The organism is Chryseobacterium sp. MEBOG06 (genome assembly GCF_021869765.1).
Lineage (GTDB): Bacteria > Bacteroidota > Bacteroidia > Flavobacteriales > Weeksellaceae > Chryseobacterium.
Genome location: NZ_CP084580.1, coordinates 1,667,231 through 1,680,896, shown reverse-complemented (window position 1 = coordinate 1,680,896; position 13,666 = coordinate 1,667,231). Strand labels below are relative to the sequence as shown.

17 protein-coding genes and 1 riboswitch are annotated in these 13,666 nt (G+C 36.7%); of the genes, 8 read left to right on the top strand and 9 right to left on the bottom strand.

The features are described from left to right. Positions 1-7 precede the first annotated feature (7 nt). Positions 8-388: a large conductance mechanosensitive channel protein MscL gene (gene mscL / locus LF887_RS07800; protein WP_236858465.1), complete on the top strand. Its 381-nt coding sequence runs from the start codon at positions 8-10 to the stop codon at positions 386-388. 67 nt (positions 389-455) lie between these two features. Here the strand turns inward: mscL and LF887_RS07795 are convergent, their stop codons facing one another. Next, positions 456-1,415 carry a D-2-hydroxyacid dehydrogenase gene (locus tag LF887_RS07795; protein ID WP_236858464.1) on the bottom strand — a complete coding sequence of 320 codons (960 nt, stop codon included), beginning with the start codon at positions 1,413-1,415 and terminating at the stop codon, positions 456-458. 88 nt (positions 1,416-1,503) lie between these two features. Next, positions 1,504-1,914 carry a phosphoheptose isomerase gene (locus tag LF887_RS07790; RefSeq protein WP_236859485.1) on the bottom strand — a complete coding sequence of 137 codons (411 nt, stop codon included), beginning with the start codon at positions 1,912-1,914 and terminating at the stop codon, positions 1,504-1,506. Between the two features lie 302 nt (positions 1,915-2,216). Between LF887_RS07790 and idi the strand changes: the two genes are divergently transcribed. Genes idi through gcvT form a run of 3 tightly spaced genes read left to right on the top strand, consistent with a single transcriptional unit; the run spans position 2,217 to position 4,285 of the window. Then, entirely contained in the window at positions 2,217-2,726 is a 510-nt protein-coding gene (gene idi, locus LF887_RS07785) for an isopentenyl-diphosphate Delta-isomerase (RefSeq protein WP_236858463.1), read from the top strand. Between the two features lie 2 nt (positions 2,727-2,728). Continuing rightward, positions 2,729-3,199, top strand: a complete 471-nt coding sequence (locus tag LF887_RS07780; RefSeq protein ID WP_236858462.1) for a hypothetical protein — start codon at positions 2,729-2,731, stop codon at positions 3,197-3,199. A 9-nt stretch (positions 3,200-3,208) separates the two neighbouring features. Beyond that, positions 3,209-4,285: a glycine cleavage system aminomethyltransferase GcvT gene (gene gcvT, locus LF887_RS07775; protein WP_236858461.1), complete on the top strand. Its 1,077-nt coding sequence runs from the start codon at positions 3,209-3,211 to the stop codon at positions 4,283-4,285. Between the two features lie 49 nt (positions 4,286-4,334). Here gcvT and LF887_RS07770 read toward each other — a convergent pair whose 3' ends face one another. Together LF887_RS07770 and LF887_RS07765 are read right to left on the bottom strand one after the other, a co-directional pair. Next, positions 4,335-4,724 carry a hypothetical protein gene (locus LF887_RS07770; RefSeq protein WP_236858460.1) on the bottom strand — a complete coding sequence of 130 codons (390 nt, stop codon included), beginning with the start codon at positions 4,722-4,724 and terminating at the stop codon, positions 4,335-4,337. Then, positions 4,724-5,086, bottom strand: coding sequence for an arsenate reductase family protein (locus tag LF887_RS07765; RefSeq protein WP_236858459.1), 363 nt, complete (start codon positions 5,084-5,086; stop codon positions 4,724-4,726). Before LF887_RS07765 ends, LF887_RS07770 begins: the two co-directional genes overlap by 1 nt. A 118-nt stretch (positions 5,087-5,204) precedes the next feature. Between LF887_RS07765 and LF887_RS07760 the strand changes: the two genes are divergently transcribed. From LF887_RS07760 to LF887_RS07745, 4 genes are all read left to right on the top strand, one after another. Beyond that, complete coding sequence (locus LF887_RS07760) at positions 5,205-5,672, top strand: acyl-CoA thioesterase (protein WP_236858458.1); 468 nt, start codon at positions 5,205-5,207, stop codon at positions 5,670-5,672. A 120-nt stretch (positions 5,673-5,792) separates the two neighbouring features. Beyond that, positions 5,793-5,860, top strand: a riboswitch (Fluoride riboswitch). A gap of 30 nt (positions 5,861-5,890) precedes the next feature. Then, on the top strand, positions 5,891-7,198 hold the full coding sequence (locus LF887_RS07755) for a voltage-gated chloride channel family protein (RefSeq protein WP_236858457.1): 1,308 nt from the start codon (positions 5,891-5,893) through the stop codon (positions 7,196-7,198). A gap of 238 nt (positions 7,199-7,436) precedes the next feature. After that, on the top strand, positions 7,437-8,312 hold the full coding sequence (locus LF887_RS07750; protein ID WP_236858456.1) for a LysR substrate-binding domain-containing protein: 876 nt from the start codon (positions 7,437-7,439) through the stop codon (positions 8,310-8,312). A 139-nt stretch (positions 8,313-8,451) separates the two neighbouring features. Then, positions 8,452-9,387 carry a YeiH family protein gene (locus LF887_RS07745; protein WP_236858455.1) on the top strand — a complete coding sequence of 312 codons (936 nt, stop codon included), beginning with the start codon at positions 8,452-8,454 and terminating at the stop codon, positions 9,385-9,387. Positions 9,388-9,467: 80 nt separating this feature from the next. Here the strand turns inward: LF887_RS07745 and LF887_RS07740 are convergent, their stop codons facing one another. The 5 genes from LF887_RS07740 to LF887_RS07720 all read right to left on the bottom strand — a co-directional run bounded on the left by LF887_RS07740 (position 9,468) and on the right by LF887_RS07720 (position 13,541). Further along, positions 9,468-9,650, bottom strand: a complete 183-nt coding sequence (locus LF887_RS07740; protein WP_236858454.1) for a bacteriocin-like protein — start codon at positions 9,648-9,650, stop codon at positions 9,468-9,470. 170 nt (positions 9,651-9,820) lie between these two features. Then, positions 9,821-11,062, bottom strand: a complete 1,242-nt coding sequence (locus LF887_RS07735; protein ID WP_236858453.1) for an MFS transporter — start codon at positions 11,060-11,062, stop codon at positions 9,821-9,823. 73 nt (positions 11,063-11,135) lie between these two features. After that, entirely contained in the window at positions 11,136-12,725 is a 1,590-nt protein-coding gene (rny, locus tag LF887_RS07730) for a ribonuclease Y (RefSeq protein WP_236858452.1), read from the bottom strand. Between the two features lie 226 nt (positions 12,726-12,951). Then, positions 12,952-13,239 (bottom strand): cell division protein ZapA, encoded by a 288-nt coding sequence (locus LF887_RS07725; protein ID WP_034695967.1) that lies wholly within the window; start codon positions 13,237-13,239, stop codon positions 12,952-12,954. Beyond that, entirely contained in the window at positions 13,239-13,541 is a 303-nt protein-coding gene (locus LF887_RS07720) for a hypothetical protein (protein ID WP_236858451.1), read from the bottom strand. Before LF887_RS07720 ends, LF887_RS07725 begins: the two co-directional genes overlap by 1 nt. Positions 13,542-13,666 lie beyond the last annotated feature (125 nt).

Below are 13,666 nucleotides of genomic sequence, written 5' to 3'. Positions count from 1 at the left end.
ATAAATTATGGGATTTGTTAAAGAATTTAAAGAGTTTGCTTTTAAGGGCAATGTTCTCGATCTTGCTGTCGGTGTGATCATTGGGGCAGCATTTGGTAAAATTGTTTCTTCTTTAGTTGAGGATGTAATTACTCCGTTGCTTCTAAATCCGGCACTGAAAGCTGCTGGTGCAGAAAATATCGCTAAGCTTTCCTGGAATGGGGTTGCTTACGGGAATTTCCTTTCTGCTGTGATCAGTTTCCTTTGTATTGCTATGGTTCTTTTCTGGATCATCAAGATTGCCAATAGGGTAAACAAAAAAGACGCTCCAGCTCCAGCAGGTCCTACAGATGACCAAAAATTATTGACAGAAATCAGAGATTTATTAAAAAGCAGAAGCAATATATAATCTGCCTGGCAGTTTAAAAATAAAAAGCACCTCGGCCGAGGTGCTTTTTTATCTTATTCCGATCCGATTAATGGATCTGTAAAATGCTTGATATCTGTTCTGCAAGGGAAAGTCCAATTCTATCCTGTGCTTCAAGAGTAGAAGCTCCGGTATGAGGAGTCAACGATATTTTAGTATGATTTAGAATCTCTTTGGATGGTGTAGGCTCATTAATGAAAACATCCAGTCCTGCAAATCTTACTTTACCGGAATTCAATGCTTCAACTAAAGCTGCTTCATCAATTACTCCTCCTCTGGAACAATTGACAACAGCCACCCCGTCCTTCATCATATCAAACTCATTTTTACCAATCATATATCCATCCTTCTGAGCCGGAACATGCAGGGTAATAAAGTCTGAATGTTTTAAAACTTCCTGTAATGACTCCGTTTCTATGTCTACATTGATAAACTGATTGTTGTAGAATTTCACTTTGATACTGGCTCTTCCCACATTATTATCAGCAGCAACCACTCTCATCCCAAGTCCTAAAGCAATTCTGGCAACCTCCTGCCCGATTCTTCCCATCCCTACGATTCCTATGGTCTTTCCTCTTAATTCAATACCGGCAGCATATGCTTTTTTAAGTCCGGCAAATTCTGTATCTCCTACCAATGGCATCTTTCTGTTGGAATCCTGAAGGAATCTCGCTCCTGAAAATAAATGAGCAAAAACAAGTTCAGCAACCGATTCTGAGGAAGCTGAAGGAGTATTGATCACATGAATTCCTTTTTCTCTTGCGTAGTCCACATCAATATTATCCATTCCTACACCGCCTCTTCCGATAATATCAATAGAAGGACATCCATCAATAATATCTTTTCTTACCTGTGTAGCACTCCTTACCAGTAAAGTCTGGATCTTATGCTCATTAATATAATCTACCAAAAACTCCTGCGGAACTTTTGCTGTAATGACTTCAAAGCCTTTTTCTTTTAATGCATCAATCCCTGATTGATCCAAGCCGTCGTTTGCTAAAACTTTCATAAATACAAGTATATTAAAAAATGAAAAGATTTAAAAATTAAAAACGTTTCAGGTTGTTTAATCTTTAAATCTTTGATTTATATTTTTTTTATTCTCCGTCTTCTTTGAATACCTCGATAGTCACTTGTTTTTCCACCAAATCTGTAAATCTGCCTTTATATCTTGTAGCTCTTACCAGGTGATTGTCTATCCAGTGGTAATTGCCTCCTCTTGGTTTACCGCAAAGCACACTGTGGTATTTAAAGCCGTGCTTATCCAACCAGTCTATTGTGATTTGTTTCAAATTTTCGGTTCTTGAGGTAAAGAAGCAGATCTGGTGCCCTTCATCATACCATTTGTTGACTGTTTCCAGTGCGTCCGGGTAAGGTTCGCAGGTAACCATTCTTTCGGGTTCTTCATTGGGAACATCTTCTGTGATGGTTCCGTCTATGTCGATTAAGTAATTTTTGATTCCATCCTTAAGGATAGGACTGATATGTTCTTTGTATTCTAATTCCATCATTAAACATTAAGAAACAAAGTTAGCGTTTTTAGCCTTAACAGCCTTGTTAAACTTGGTTTATGTTAATATTTTACTATAAAAATTACTATTTAATAAATAATATTAATATTTTATCATTCTTTTTCATAGATATGATTAAAAATTTTCGTTTAAACATGATAGCAAAGAATATTGAAATTAAAATCATGGAAATATCAAATTTTCCTTTTAATCGATTCCCTGTCTTTAGATAGTCACAAAAAACATGATGTTTATCTAAAAATTTCCAAAATACATTTATTACTCTTACATTTGTAGGAATGGAAGAATTTGTAGTTTTAGTAAATCCTGATGATAAAGTTTTGGGGCTGATGGAAAAACAGCAAGCTCACATCAACGGCTTATTACATCGTGCTTTTTCTGTATTCTTATTCAATAGCAAAGGTGAAATGCTTCTTCAGAAAAGAGCTTCCGGAAAATACCATTCTCCTAACCAATGGACCAATGCTGTCTGTTCGCACCCAAGAGAGAGCGAAACTTATCTGGAGGGGGCTACACGCAGACTGAAGGAAGAACTGGGAATAGAAGCGGAACTTTCAGAAAAATTCAATTTCATTTATAAAGCAGATGTAGGAGGCGGCCTTTGGGAGCACGAGCTTGATCATGTCTTTGTGGGAAATCATGAATCCGATTTTGATCTCAATAGAGAAGAGGTGGAAGGGGTAAGATTTATCTCTTTTGAAAACCTGGACAAAGAGATTAAGGAGCATCCCGAAAACTTTACAGAATGGTTTAAAATCATTCTTGAAGAATATAAACACCACTTTTAATCATGAAGAAAATACTGCTTTTTGCTGCTTTCTTATCAGGAAGTCTGTTTTTTGCCCAAAAAGCGACGGTCTATGAGAGTTCCAACTACTCAATCAATGTACCTGATGGATGGAAGTCCACTAATGACAGTGAGATTATTAATATCTTCCCTACCAGCCAGATCGGGGCAATTACGATTTCGGAATACCATGATCTTCCGCTGCCAAAGGAAGAGGTAAAAAAATTCATCCTGGCACTTTATCAATCTGAAGATGCCGAGAATAAAGTAAAAGAAAAAAAGAGCCAAAAAGGATACACTGAATATTTCTATGAGCATTTTGATCAGAAAGAGAAACTATTCTGGGTGACCAAAGCTTTTCAAAAAGACAAAAACTTATTTTTAGTTTCCATCAACTGTGGCCAGAAATTCTGGAACGGAAACTATATGACCTTATTCAATGAGACTTTCAACAGTTTTAAAATAAAGAAATAAAAATTAAATATGAAGAAAACAGCCTTGTACGACAAACATGTTTCTTTGGGAGCTAAGATCGTACCTTTCGCAGGTTTTGAAATGCCTGTACAATATTCCGGAGTAACGGAAGAGCATTTTGCAGTAAGAGAAAAAGCGGGATTATTTGATGTTTCCCATATGGGACAGTTTATTATCGAAGGTCCGGGTTCAAAAGACCTGCTACAATTTGTAACTACAAATAATGTAGACGTTCTGGAAAACGGAAAAGCTCAATATTCTTGTCTTCCAAATGAAGATGGAGGGATTGTAGATGACCTTATCGTTTACAAAATGGAAGATGATAAATATTTCGTGGTTGTAAATGCTTCAAACATAGAAAAAGACTGGAACCATATCTCAAAATATAATACTTTCGGGGCTAAAATGACCAATGCTTCTGATGAGATGTCATTATTGGCAGTTCAGGGGCCTAAGGCTACGGAAATTCTTCAAAAACTGACGGATGTTAACCTTTCAGAAATACCTTACTACAACTTCACTGTTGGTTCTGTGGCTGGAGTACATGATATTATTATTTCAAACACCGGTTATACCGGAAGTGGTGGTTTCGAGATTTATTTTAATAACGACTCTGCTGAGAAGCTTTGGGATGCTATCATTGATGCTGGAAAAGAAGAGGGAATTATACCTTGCGGATTGGCAGCGAGAGATACTTTAAGATTAGAAAAAGGGTTCTGTCTTTACGGAAATGATATCGACGATACAACGTCTCCTATTGAAGCTGGTTTAGGATGGATCACTAAATTTGATAAAGATTTCGTGTCTAAAGAAACTTTTGCCAAGCAGAAAGAAGAAGGTATTACCAGAAAACTGGTTGCTTTCGAACTTACAGACAAAGGGGTTCCAAGACATGATTACCCTGTAGTAGATGCTGAAGGAAAGGTAATCGGAAAGGTAACTTCGGGAACACAGTCTCCAATGAAAAAAATAGGATTGGGTCTTGCGTATGTAGACAAACCTCATTTTAAAATAGGTTCTGAAATCTTCATTCAGGTAAGAAACAAAAATATCCCTGCAAAAGTGGTGAAAGCTCCTTTTGTATAATTAGAAAAAGATATTTACAGAAAAAACCGCAGATTGCTCTGCGGTTTTTTTATTTTCTGAATTTTCTATTGAGAATTGCCGACTTTTCTTTTAGCTGTTTAAAACTTTTACATTCAAAGATATCAGAATCTCTGAAGCCCAGTTTCTTTTCACATTGACTGGCAACCTGTGCAGTTTTCACATTGCTCAGATCAATAAAATTCTTCACCTGCCTGTCATTCTCCATCTCCTGTTTAGAAGAAAAGGGATCTGTTATTTTCACTAAACAGTCTGCAATACGTTCCATTGCATCAGAACAATCACAGGGCGTCTTTATTTTTGAGATATCAATAGATACCAACCGTGAAAAAACCTCTTCTTTCTTGACTGTATCTGTTTTTTGCTGTCCAAATCCATAAAAAGAAATCAGGAAAAAGAAAAGAACATTTAATATTCTCATTATTTAGCATCATTTTCCCTGAAAAAATCTTGCAGAGCTTCCACATTCTTTTTATCATTTCCTACAAAAATTTCTTTATCAGTAACGAAAACAGGACGCTTCAAAAAAGTATAGTGATCCAGCAGTAATTCTTTAAAATCCTTTTCCGTCAAAGATTTAATATCCAGTTCTCTCAATTTAATCTGAGTAGACTTTTTACTGAATAGTGCCTCATATGATTTCGTTTTTTCATACATTTCCGCTAATTCTTCTTTTGTGACAGGCTCTTTCTTAATTTCACGAAGTTCCCAATCTCTAAGATTAAACTTGGCTAAAATTTTTCGACACGTATCACAAGAGTTGAGATAAAATACTTTCTTCATTATTTGTAAATCTGTTATTTGTTAAAACTCTCTCTCATTGAAAGTTTCGTCCTCCAAAAGTAGGATTTAATCTATGACTTTGGAAATTATTAAATAACTTTATTCAAATTTTATAAAGATGCAGAACAAGCCTATTACTTTTCAGTTTATTTCAGAGCCTTCAGATGTTAATTATGGAGGGAATGTACATGGAGGAAGTGTTATGAAATGGATTGACCAGGCGGGATATGCCTGTGCTACCACCTGGAGCGGAAATTATTCTGTAACGGTATATGTAGGAGGAATCCGTTTTTATGACCCTATCAAAATAGGAGAAGTGGTAAAAGTAGATGCACAGGTGATCTACACCGGAACTTCAAGTATGCATATTGCGATCAATGTTTTTTCAAGAAACTTAAAACAGCCTACTTTTGATAAAAAGACACATTGTATCATAGTCTTTGTAGCGGTAGATGAAAATGGTAAAAAACTTCCGGTTCCTAAGTGGACTCCAGAAACAGAGGAAGAAAAACAGCTTGAAATATATGCCAAGCGCCTGATGGAACTGAGAACGCAGATTGAAAATGAAATGAAACCTTTCTTATAGGAGCTGAGAGAAAAGTATTGATTATGAACAAAATGTATGTTTTTATTGATTAAAAAACGGATGTTCATGATCCAAAGTAATATTTTTTTGAAAAAACAGATTCTTCTTTTTATATTTGTGCTATCAAAAGGAAATGGTGTTCTTCCTTACCCAACCGCTTTTCAAAAGCTGATGACGCCTGATTGAGAGATTATTAACAATAACTAATCAGGTTTATTATGTCAAAAAATCAACGAACAATTGGTAAAAAAGCGATTTTTCACACTCATTTTTTCTTCAGAAAATTTCCGGCCCTCCCCTATATTTTAAAGTGGCTGGTGATCAGCATTATTATCGGAGCCTTAACGGGGACAGCATCTGCGGGATTTCTTCAGTCGTTGGAATGGGCTACTGATTTCAGAGAAAGCCACCTCTGGCTGATTGCGTTTCTTCCTGTGGCAGGATTTCTTATCGGGCTTCTCTATTATTACTGGGGAAAAGATGTTGAAGCAGGAAATAATCTTCTTATTGATACTATTCATAATCCTCAGGCAATTATTCCCTTCAAAATGGCTCCTTTTGTTTACCTCGGAACCCTTGTTACCCATTTGTTTGGCGGATCTGCAGGCCGTGAAGGAACAGCTCTTCAGATGGCGGGAGCTATTGCTGATCAGCTTACAAAACCTTTTAAACTTGATACCAGTGAAAGAAAAATACTGATTATCTCTGCCATTGCTGCCGGATTTGGTTCTGTTTTCGGAACTCCCCTTGCCGGAGCTGTTTTCGGGCTTGAAGTCTTTCTCATCGGAAAAATCCGATATAATGCTATATTTCCGGCTTTTGTTTCTGCTATTTTAGCGGACTGGACAACAACCTTATGGAATGTAAAGCATACTCATTATCATATTGATTTTATTCCAAAACTGGAATTTTTGCCCATTTTATACAGTATTTTAGCCGGAATTACTTTTGGAATTTGTGCTGCTGCTTTTAGTAAGATCATCCATTGGGCAGGTTCTGTATTTAAAACTAATATCAAATATCCTCCATTTCGCCCAGCAGCAGGTGGAATTATTATTGCTTTATCCGTTTTTGCCATGGGAACAACCCGGTATATCGGCTTGGGAGTTCCCATTATTCTGGAGTCTTTTGAAAAGCAGCTTCCCTTGTATGATTTTGCTTTAAAAATGATCTTTACCATCATCACTTTATCTGCAGGATTCAAAGGAGGTGAAGTAACTCCGTTATTTTTTATCGGTGCAACATTAGGGAGCGCATTATCCGTGTTTATTCCTTTACCCTTCGCATTATTAGCAGGAATGGGATTTGTAGCTGTATTTGCAGGAGCTACGAATACTCCGCTGGCCTGTATGCTGATGGGAATAGAATTATTCGGAGCTGAATGTGGTGTGTATGTAGCTATTGCGTGCGTAGTATCTTATCTTCTTTCAGGACACAACAGCATTTATACCAGACAGAAAGTGGGAGAAGCTAAAAACAGAAGATATGAAAGCCAACAGGATAAATCTGTTTCGGACTTTTTGTAAGTTGAAAATATTATAAATATGCAGATTCAACAGGACTTTATATTGCATGTGTTATGAATAATCTGATTAAGATAGTTTTCATCTGTATTATCAAACTTAGTCTCCAAAGCTTAAATTCTATCTACTCTTCTTTTGACAGTCTCTGTTCCTGCTCTTAAATATTACCTGAAAATTCTTAACTTTTAATTTTCAATTTCCCACTATTACTCATCACAACTATAATTCGTAATTTTACGCCATGTTTGATTACAGATTAAAAGTTTTCCATACGGTAGCTTCAAGACTCAGTTTTACGAAGGCCTCAGAAGAGCTTCATATTTCCCAGCCTGCTGTCACAAAGCATATCAAAGAAATAGAAACTCAGTTAGGTTCCAAATTGTTTGACCGTAAAGGAACTTCCATTCAGCTTACCCAAGGCGGAAAAATACTCTATGAATATGCTGAAAAGATAAGAAATATCTATCGTGACCTTGAATTTGAAATCAGTCAGCTCAATCAACAGCATAAAGGGAAACTTATTATCGGAGCAAGTACTACCGTTGCCCAATATATTTTACCTGAAATCTTAGCCAAGTTCAATGTCTATTATAAGGATATTAAAATTGAGCTTCTTACAGGAAATACGGAAGCTATTTCGACTCTTTTAAAGGAGGGAAAGATTGATTTGGGAATTATTGAAGGAGAATCCCAATCTTCTTATTTTGATTATAAAACTTTTAAAGCTGATGAAATTGTTCTGGCTGCAAAATCTGATCATGTGCTGGCCAATAAAACTTTAAATCTTAAAGATCTCTATGATATTGATCTGATCTTCCGCGAGCAGGGTTCCGGAACATTGGAGTTCATCCACAACCGCTTAAAGGAGAAAGGAATCAATATCCATGAATTGAATACTCTTATCCAGCTGGGAAGCAGCGAAAGTATCAAAAACTATCTTCTGCATTCTGATGCGATGGCATTTCTTTCCATCAGCACAATTCTTAATGAGCTGAAAAACAAAACCCTGACTATTGTTGATATCAAAAACTTTAATATTGAAAGAGATTTTCATTTTATCCTCCCAAAAGGAGGACAATCTGACCTGATAGAAATTTTTCTAAGGTTTGCTGAATAGTTAATAGAATGTATTAATACAATTATCTATTATCTGGCACCCAACAATTATAACCTCTAGTTATCCAACATAACAAAATACAATTTACTTTGTAATACTATATTCCGCAATTTTGATGCAGATTTTAAAAGTTCGCATTATGAAAGATTTCATTCAAAATGAAATGACACGGAAAGTATTTTTTATTGTATTGGCTGTTTTGTGTCTTACTCCCTTTATATCATCACCTATAGCTCTTGCTTTGGGCTTTGGACTGGCCATTTTTATCGGAAATCCATTTGAAAAAAACCTTCATCATTACATTCATTTGCTATTGCAGATCTCGATTGTAGGTCTGGGATTCGGACTGAAGCTGGATGAAGCTCTGCATGCCGGAAAAACAGGATTGATGTTAACTGTTGTAAGTATTGCCGTTGTAATGGGTCTGGGATATGTATTAGGAAAGGTCTTTAAACTCGATAGACCTTTATCTTATCTTCTTTCTGCAGGGACTGCTATTTGTGGCGGAAGTGCTATTGCTGCTGTATCTCCCATTATTAAACCCAGTACTAAACAGATTTCCCTTGCCCTGGCTATTGTTTTCACGTTAAATTCTATTGCCCTGTTTGTTTACCCCGCTATGGGTCATCTTCTGAATCTTTCACAGGAACAGTTTGGCTTGTGGTGTGCCGTGGGAATTCATGATACAAGCTCTGTAGTAGGTGCTGCCGGTAAATATGGAGATGAAGCATTGAAAATAGCAACAACCGTTAAACTCGCCCGTGCTTTATGGATCATTCCTATTTCACTGATCACCATGTTTGTTTTTAAAAGTAAAGATTCAAAAATAAAAATCCCATGGTTTATCGGTTATTTTATTCTGGCAATTCTCCTTAATACCTATTTCCCGTTTCTTGACCGTTTCAGTGCTTCTATAACTGTTTTGGCAAAATCCGGATTAAATCTGACCTTGTTTTTCATTGGCTCTACCCTTTCTGTTCAGACATTGAAAACCATAGGTTTAAAGCCTCTACTAACCGCTGTAATTCTTTGGGTTACGATAAGCGTTGGCAGTCTGCTTTATATTATCCATTAAAAACAGCAGAACCCTTTTGAAGGTCAAAAGGGTTCTGCATATTAAATGTGGAAATGTTTATTTCATGTAGAAATAATTTCTTAATACTCGCCACAAGTATAAACTTGCGGACAAGCGATATATTGCGCGCAATATTTAGGACCTTCTACAGATCCTGCACAGTTGCACCCGCAAAGAGATAAATCCGGAGTTCCGCTTATCCCTCCTGTAATATTTTTCAGATCTTGCTTTGCTAGCTTTTTAGCATTTTTCATAATGTTCATGTGAATTAGTTTTTGATTAAACAGTATAGTTTTACTTACCTTCCAAAGTTAAACAAATATTAATCACCCGCAACATAATTTAATATAAATTTAAATAATATATTGATTTTAATCGTATTAATCTATAAAACAACTAGGATAATCCGTTCAAAATTATTAAACAAATTAAATTATTCTGTAAATTCAAGATCCTTATTATGAGTCTCCGAAATGGTAAGCGAAGAATAAAAAGCAAGTCCGAATACCACTACTCCAATAATCGCAGCGCTTTCTACCACGGAAAAATTTCCTTTTAGGGTGTCAAATGCCAGAATCATCACAGGAACCAATCCTCTTACCATATTCGGGACTGTGGTAGTTGCTGTATTTCTGATATTGGTTCCGAACTGTTCTGCCGCCAGCGTTACAAACATCGCCCAATACCCTGTCCCAAGGCCAAGCCATACGCAAAACATATAATATTTTGTTTCTGTATTGGTGTTCCCAAAGAGCATAACAGCCACGCCGATCAAAGTAAAGCTCAGCATGTAAAATATGGCCATTTTGCGGGACTTTAAAATATGGGAAATAAAACCACTCGCCAAATCGCCGGCAGATATCCCCACGTAAGCCCACATAATTGCTTTTCCGGGGTTGACATCCTTTATTCCAAGTTCAGGGGCAAATTGATTGGCTAAAACGGCCAGAATCCCTATACAATACCAGGTGGGTAATCCCACTGCAATACATTTTAAATATCTTATCAATCTGTTCTTATTGGTAAAAAAAGACAGAAAGTTCCCTTTGGAAACGCTTTTATGTTCAATATTTTTATAAATTCCGGATTCTGATACACTTATTCTGAGTAACAGCAGCAGAATTCCCATGATTCCGCCAATGACATAAGAGATGTTCCATCCTCCGGCCAGTTCTACTGTGAGCTGGGCTACTACGGCTCCCATTAATCCAAAACCAGCCACCACCGAGGTTCCGATCGCTCTTAAATTCTTCGGCAGGCTTTCAGAAACCAGTGTAATTCCCGCTCCAAGCTCCCCGGCAAGCCCTATGCCCGCTATAAATCTTAAGCCTGCATACTGGTACACCAAATGCTCTTTTGGAAAATAAGGCAGAAAGCCACAGGCTATATTCGCTAAAGAATATACGAGGATAGAACCAAAAAGTACGGAAAGTCTTCCTTTTTTATCTCCGAAGATCCCCCAGAAGACTCCTCCAATGAGAAGCCCTACCATCTGACAGTTCAGAATAAAGGTCCCATCCGCATCAGGATTAAGCCCTAATGCTTTTAAACTTGGAATTCTTACAATCCCAAATAAAAGAAGATCATATATATCTACAAAATAGCCCAGGGCAGAAATAACAACGGGGATAGAAAAAATGTACTTCAGTTTTGAAGACAGTGACAGTTCTTGCATTTTTAAGTTTTGATAAAAATAAAAAACCTTTCAATTTCTTGAAAGGTTTTTATAAAATATCTTAATTTGATTATTATCTTGCAATATTGACAGCTCTCGTTTCTCTGATTACTGTTACTTTTACCTGTCCCGGATAAGTCAGTTCGTTCTGGATCTTTTCAGAAATATCGTAAGATAATTGAGAAGCGACTTCATCATTTACTTTTCCACTTTCTACCATTACTCTCAGTTCTCTACCAGCCTGGATTGCATAAGCACTTGATACTCCTTCGAAGCTTAGCGCAGCAGATTCAAGGTCTTTCAGTCTCTGAATATAAGATTCCAGCACCTGTCTTCTTGCTCCCGGTCTTGCTCCTGAGATAGCATCGGCCACCTGAATGATCGGAGATAATAACGACTTCATTTCAATTTCGTCGTGGTGAGCTCCAATAGCATTAACGACTTCTGGATTTTCACCATATTTCTCAGCCCATTGCATTCCTAATAACGCATGTGGTAATTCAGATTCCTGCTCAGGAACTTTACCAATATCGTGTAATAGACCTGCTCTTTTAGCTAACTTTACGTTCAATCCTAATTCAGCAGCCATTGTTGCAGCAATATTAGCTACTTCTCTTGAGTGCTGTAGTAAGTTCTGTCCATAAGAAGAACGGTACTTCATTCTACCAACGATTTTGATCAATTCAGGGTGCAATCCGTGGATTCCTAAATCAATGATCGTTCTCTTCCCTACTTCAATAATCTCCTCTTCTATTTGTTTTCTTGTTTTTTCTACCACTTCTTCGATTCTTGCCGGGTGAATTCTACCGTCAGTAACCAATCTGTGAAGGGACAGTCTTGCAATTTCTCTTCTTACCGGGTCAAAGCACGAAAGAAGAATCGCCTCCGGAGTATCATCAACGATAATTTCCACTCCTGTGATCGCTTCTAAAGCACGGATATTTCTACCCTCTCTACCGATAATTCTACCTTTTACTTCATCAGATTCAATGTTAAATACAGATACTGAATTTTCAATAGCCTGCTCTGTTCCGATTCTCTGAATGGTTTGAATAACGATTTTTCTTGCTTCGTTCTTCGCATTCATCTGAGCTTCTTCCATGATGCTCTGAACGTGTGCCTGAGCTCTTGTTTTAGCTTCAGCTCTCATGGTTTCTACCAATTCTGCTTTTGCTTCATCTGCTGTGTAGTTAGAGATTTTTTCAAGAATTTCAACTTTTTTAGCGTTAGCAGTGTCTAATTCATGCTGCTTTTTCTCTAAAATCTCATTTTTCTTGGAATAATCAGCAATCTGCTTATCCAAATCTTTTTCAAGTTTTCCTACTTTGCTAAGTTCGTCATTCAGCTTATGCTCTTTGTCCTTGGTTCTTTTTTCAACCTCCTGCATTCTCTTTTCAGATTCCTGTATTTTCTTTTCACGGGACTGAATGTCAGCATCATGCTGTGATTTTAGCTCCAGAAATTTTTCTTTTGCCTGAAGGTTCTTTTCTTTCTTTATGGATTCGGCTTGTACGTTAGCTTTTTCTATAAGGTTTTCGGCATTTTTCTTTGCATCATCTATGATAAATTTTGCCTTAGTATTCAGAGAGCTTCTAGAGAAAAACATCCCTATTACTACCCCAATAACTAAGCAAATAACGCCGACTATAATGGCTGTTGTCATAATATATATTGAGTTTTAATTGTCTTCATATAAATAAAAAAAGCCCACAATAATCCAGGGATTGAGAGTAAACTCCTAATCAACACGATTTGAACTGATTTCCACTGTCTGTAATCCGGGAATCCGGCACGCCATTCACTGGACATTTGCTCGGTAATTGTTTAGCGTTGAGTTTACCTTTAATGTGTTAGAATTATTGTAGGCAGGTCTTTAAGGGAAAAAAAATCTATTTCCCTATTTCATTCAATGATTGATTAATCTGCGTTAATCTTTCATTGGTTGAATTAATATTTTTCTCGTAATTAAGAGATACTACTTCTGCATTGGTTCCCAGTTTAAGGGCACACATAGCCAAAGCATCCTGTTTATCTCTTACATCGAAGTTTTGTTCAAAATCTTTAATCATATTCTCTATCTGCTTCCCTACTTTACGCAAAGTTTCCTCCTCTGCTGCCGGTACGTTCAGCGGGTATACCCTTCCTGCAATGTTTACGGTTATTCTCCTTACCTCCATTATAGTCCACTGTTTTGAAGCTGAGCAATACAGAAATCAATCTCTTTTACCAATCTGTTGATATGGTTTTTCATTAATCTATTGTGTTCAGGATTCCCTGATATTGCTGAATAAAGTTTTATATTTTTTTGTTCTTCTGCTAATACCTGATTTCTTCGTCTTTCCTCATCATACTTCTTCTTCAACTCTTCATGCTCAACACTCAGTTCTGCTAAATTTTCCGTAAGATTCTTATAGTTCTTTTGCAGAGTCGAAATCTTTCTCTCTAATTCTGAAAAATTGTTTTCTAAATCTTGAAGCATTTCAGGTTTGTATATTCTAACTGAAAGCAAAAATAAAAAAATAATAACACTAACAAAAATAAAACGCTCTATATTTTGAAATACCAACAAAAAAGGAGGCGCCAGGCACCTCCTTTGTATTTTTT

Bases quoted from the DNA above. Each gene is read 5' to 3' on its own strand.
- mscL (WP_236858465.1), top strand. From the start codon at position 8: ATGGGATTTGTTAAAGAATTTAAAGAGTTTGCTTTTAAGGGCAATGTT.
- LF887_RS07795 (WP_236858464.1), bottom strand. From the start codon at position 1,415: ATGAAAGTTTTAGCAAACGACGGCTTGGATCAATCAGGGATTGATGCA.
- LF887_RS07790 (WP_236859485.1), bottom strand. From the start codon at position 1,914: ATGGAATTAGAATACAAAGAACATATCAGTCCTATCCTTAAGGATGGA.
- idi (WP_236858463.1), top strand. From the start codon at position 2,217: ATGGAAGAATTTGTAGTTTTAGTAAATCCTGATGATAAAGTTTTGGGG.
- LF887_RS07780 (WP_236858462.1), top strand. From the start codon at position 2,729: ATGAAGAAAATACTGCTTTTTGCTGCTTTCTTATCAGGAAGTCTGTTT.
- gcvT (WP_236858461.1), top strand. From the start codon at position 3,209: ATGAAGAAAACAGCCTTGTACGACAAACATGTTTCTTTGGGAGCTAAG.
- LF887_RS07770 (WP_236858460.1), bottom strand. From the start codon at position 4,724: ATGAGAATATTAAATGTTCTTTTCTTTTTCCTGATTTCTTTTTATGGA.
- LF887_RS07765 (WP_236858459.1), bottom strand. From the start codon at position 5,086: ATGAAGAAAGTATTTTATCTCAACTCTTGTGATACGTGTCGAAAAATT.
- LF887_RS07760 (WP_236858458.1), top strand. From the start codon at position 5,205: ATGCAGAACAAGCCTATTACTTTTCAGTTTATTTCAGAGCCTTCAGAT.
- LF887_RS07755 (WP_236858457.1), top strand. From the start codon at position 5,891: ATGTCAAAAAATCAACGAACAATTGGTAAAAAAGCGATTTTTCACACT.
- LF887_RS07750 (WP_236858456.1), top strand. From the start codon at position 7,437: ATGTTTGATTACAGATTAAAAGTTTTCCATACGGTAGCTTCAAGACTC.
- LF887_RS07745 (WP_236858455.1), top strand. From the start codon at position 8,452: ATGAAAGATTTCATTCAAAATGAAATGACACGGAAAGTATTTTTTATT.
- LF887_RS07740 (WP_236858454.1), bottom strand. From the start codon at position 9,650: ATGAACATTATGAAAAATGCTAAAAAGCTAGCAAAGCAAGATCTGAAA.
- LF887_RS07735 (WP_236858453.1), bottom strand. From the start codon at position 11,062: ATGCAAGAACTGTCACTGTCTTCAAAACTGAAGTACATTTTTTCTATC.
- rny (WP_236858452.1), bottom strand. From the start codon at position 12,725: ATGACAACAGCCATTATAGTCGGCGTTATTTGCTTAGTTATTGGGGTA.
- LF887_RS07725 (WP_034695967.1), bottom strand. From the start codon at position 13,239: ATGGAGGTAAGGAGAATAACCGTAAACATTGCAGGAAGGGTATACCCG.
- LF887_RS07720 (WP_236858451.1), bottom strand. From the start codon at position 13,541: ATGCTTCAAGATTTAGAAAACAATTTTTCAGAATTAGAGAGAAAGATT.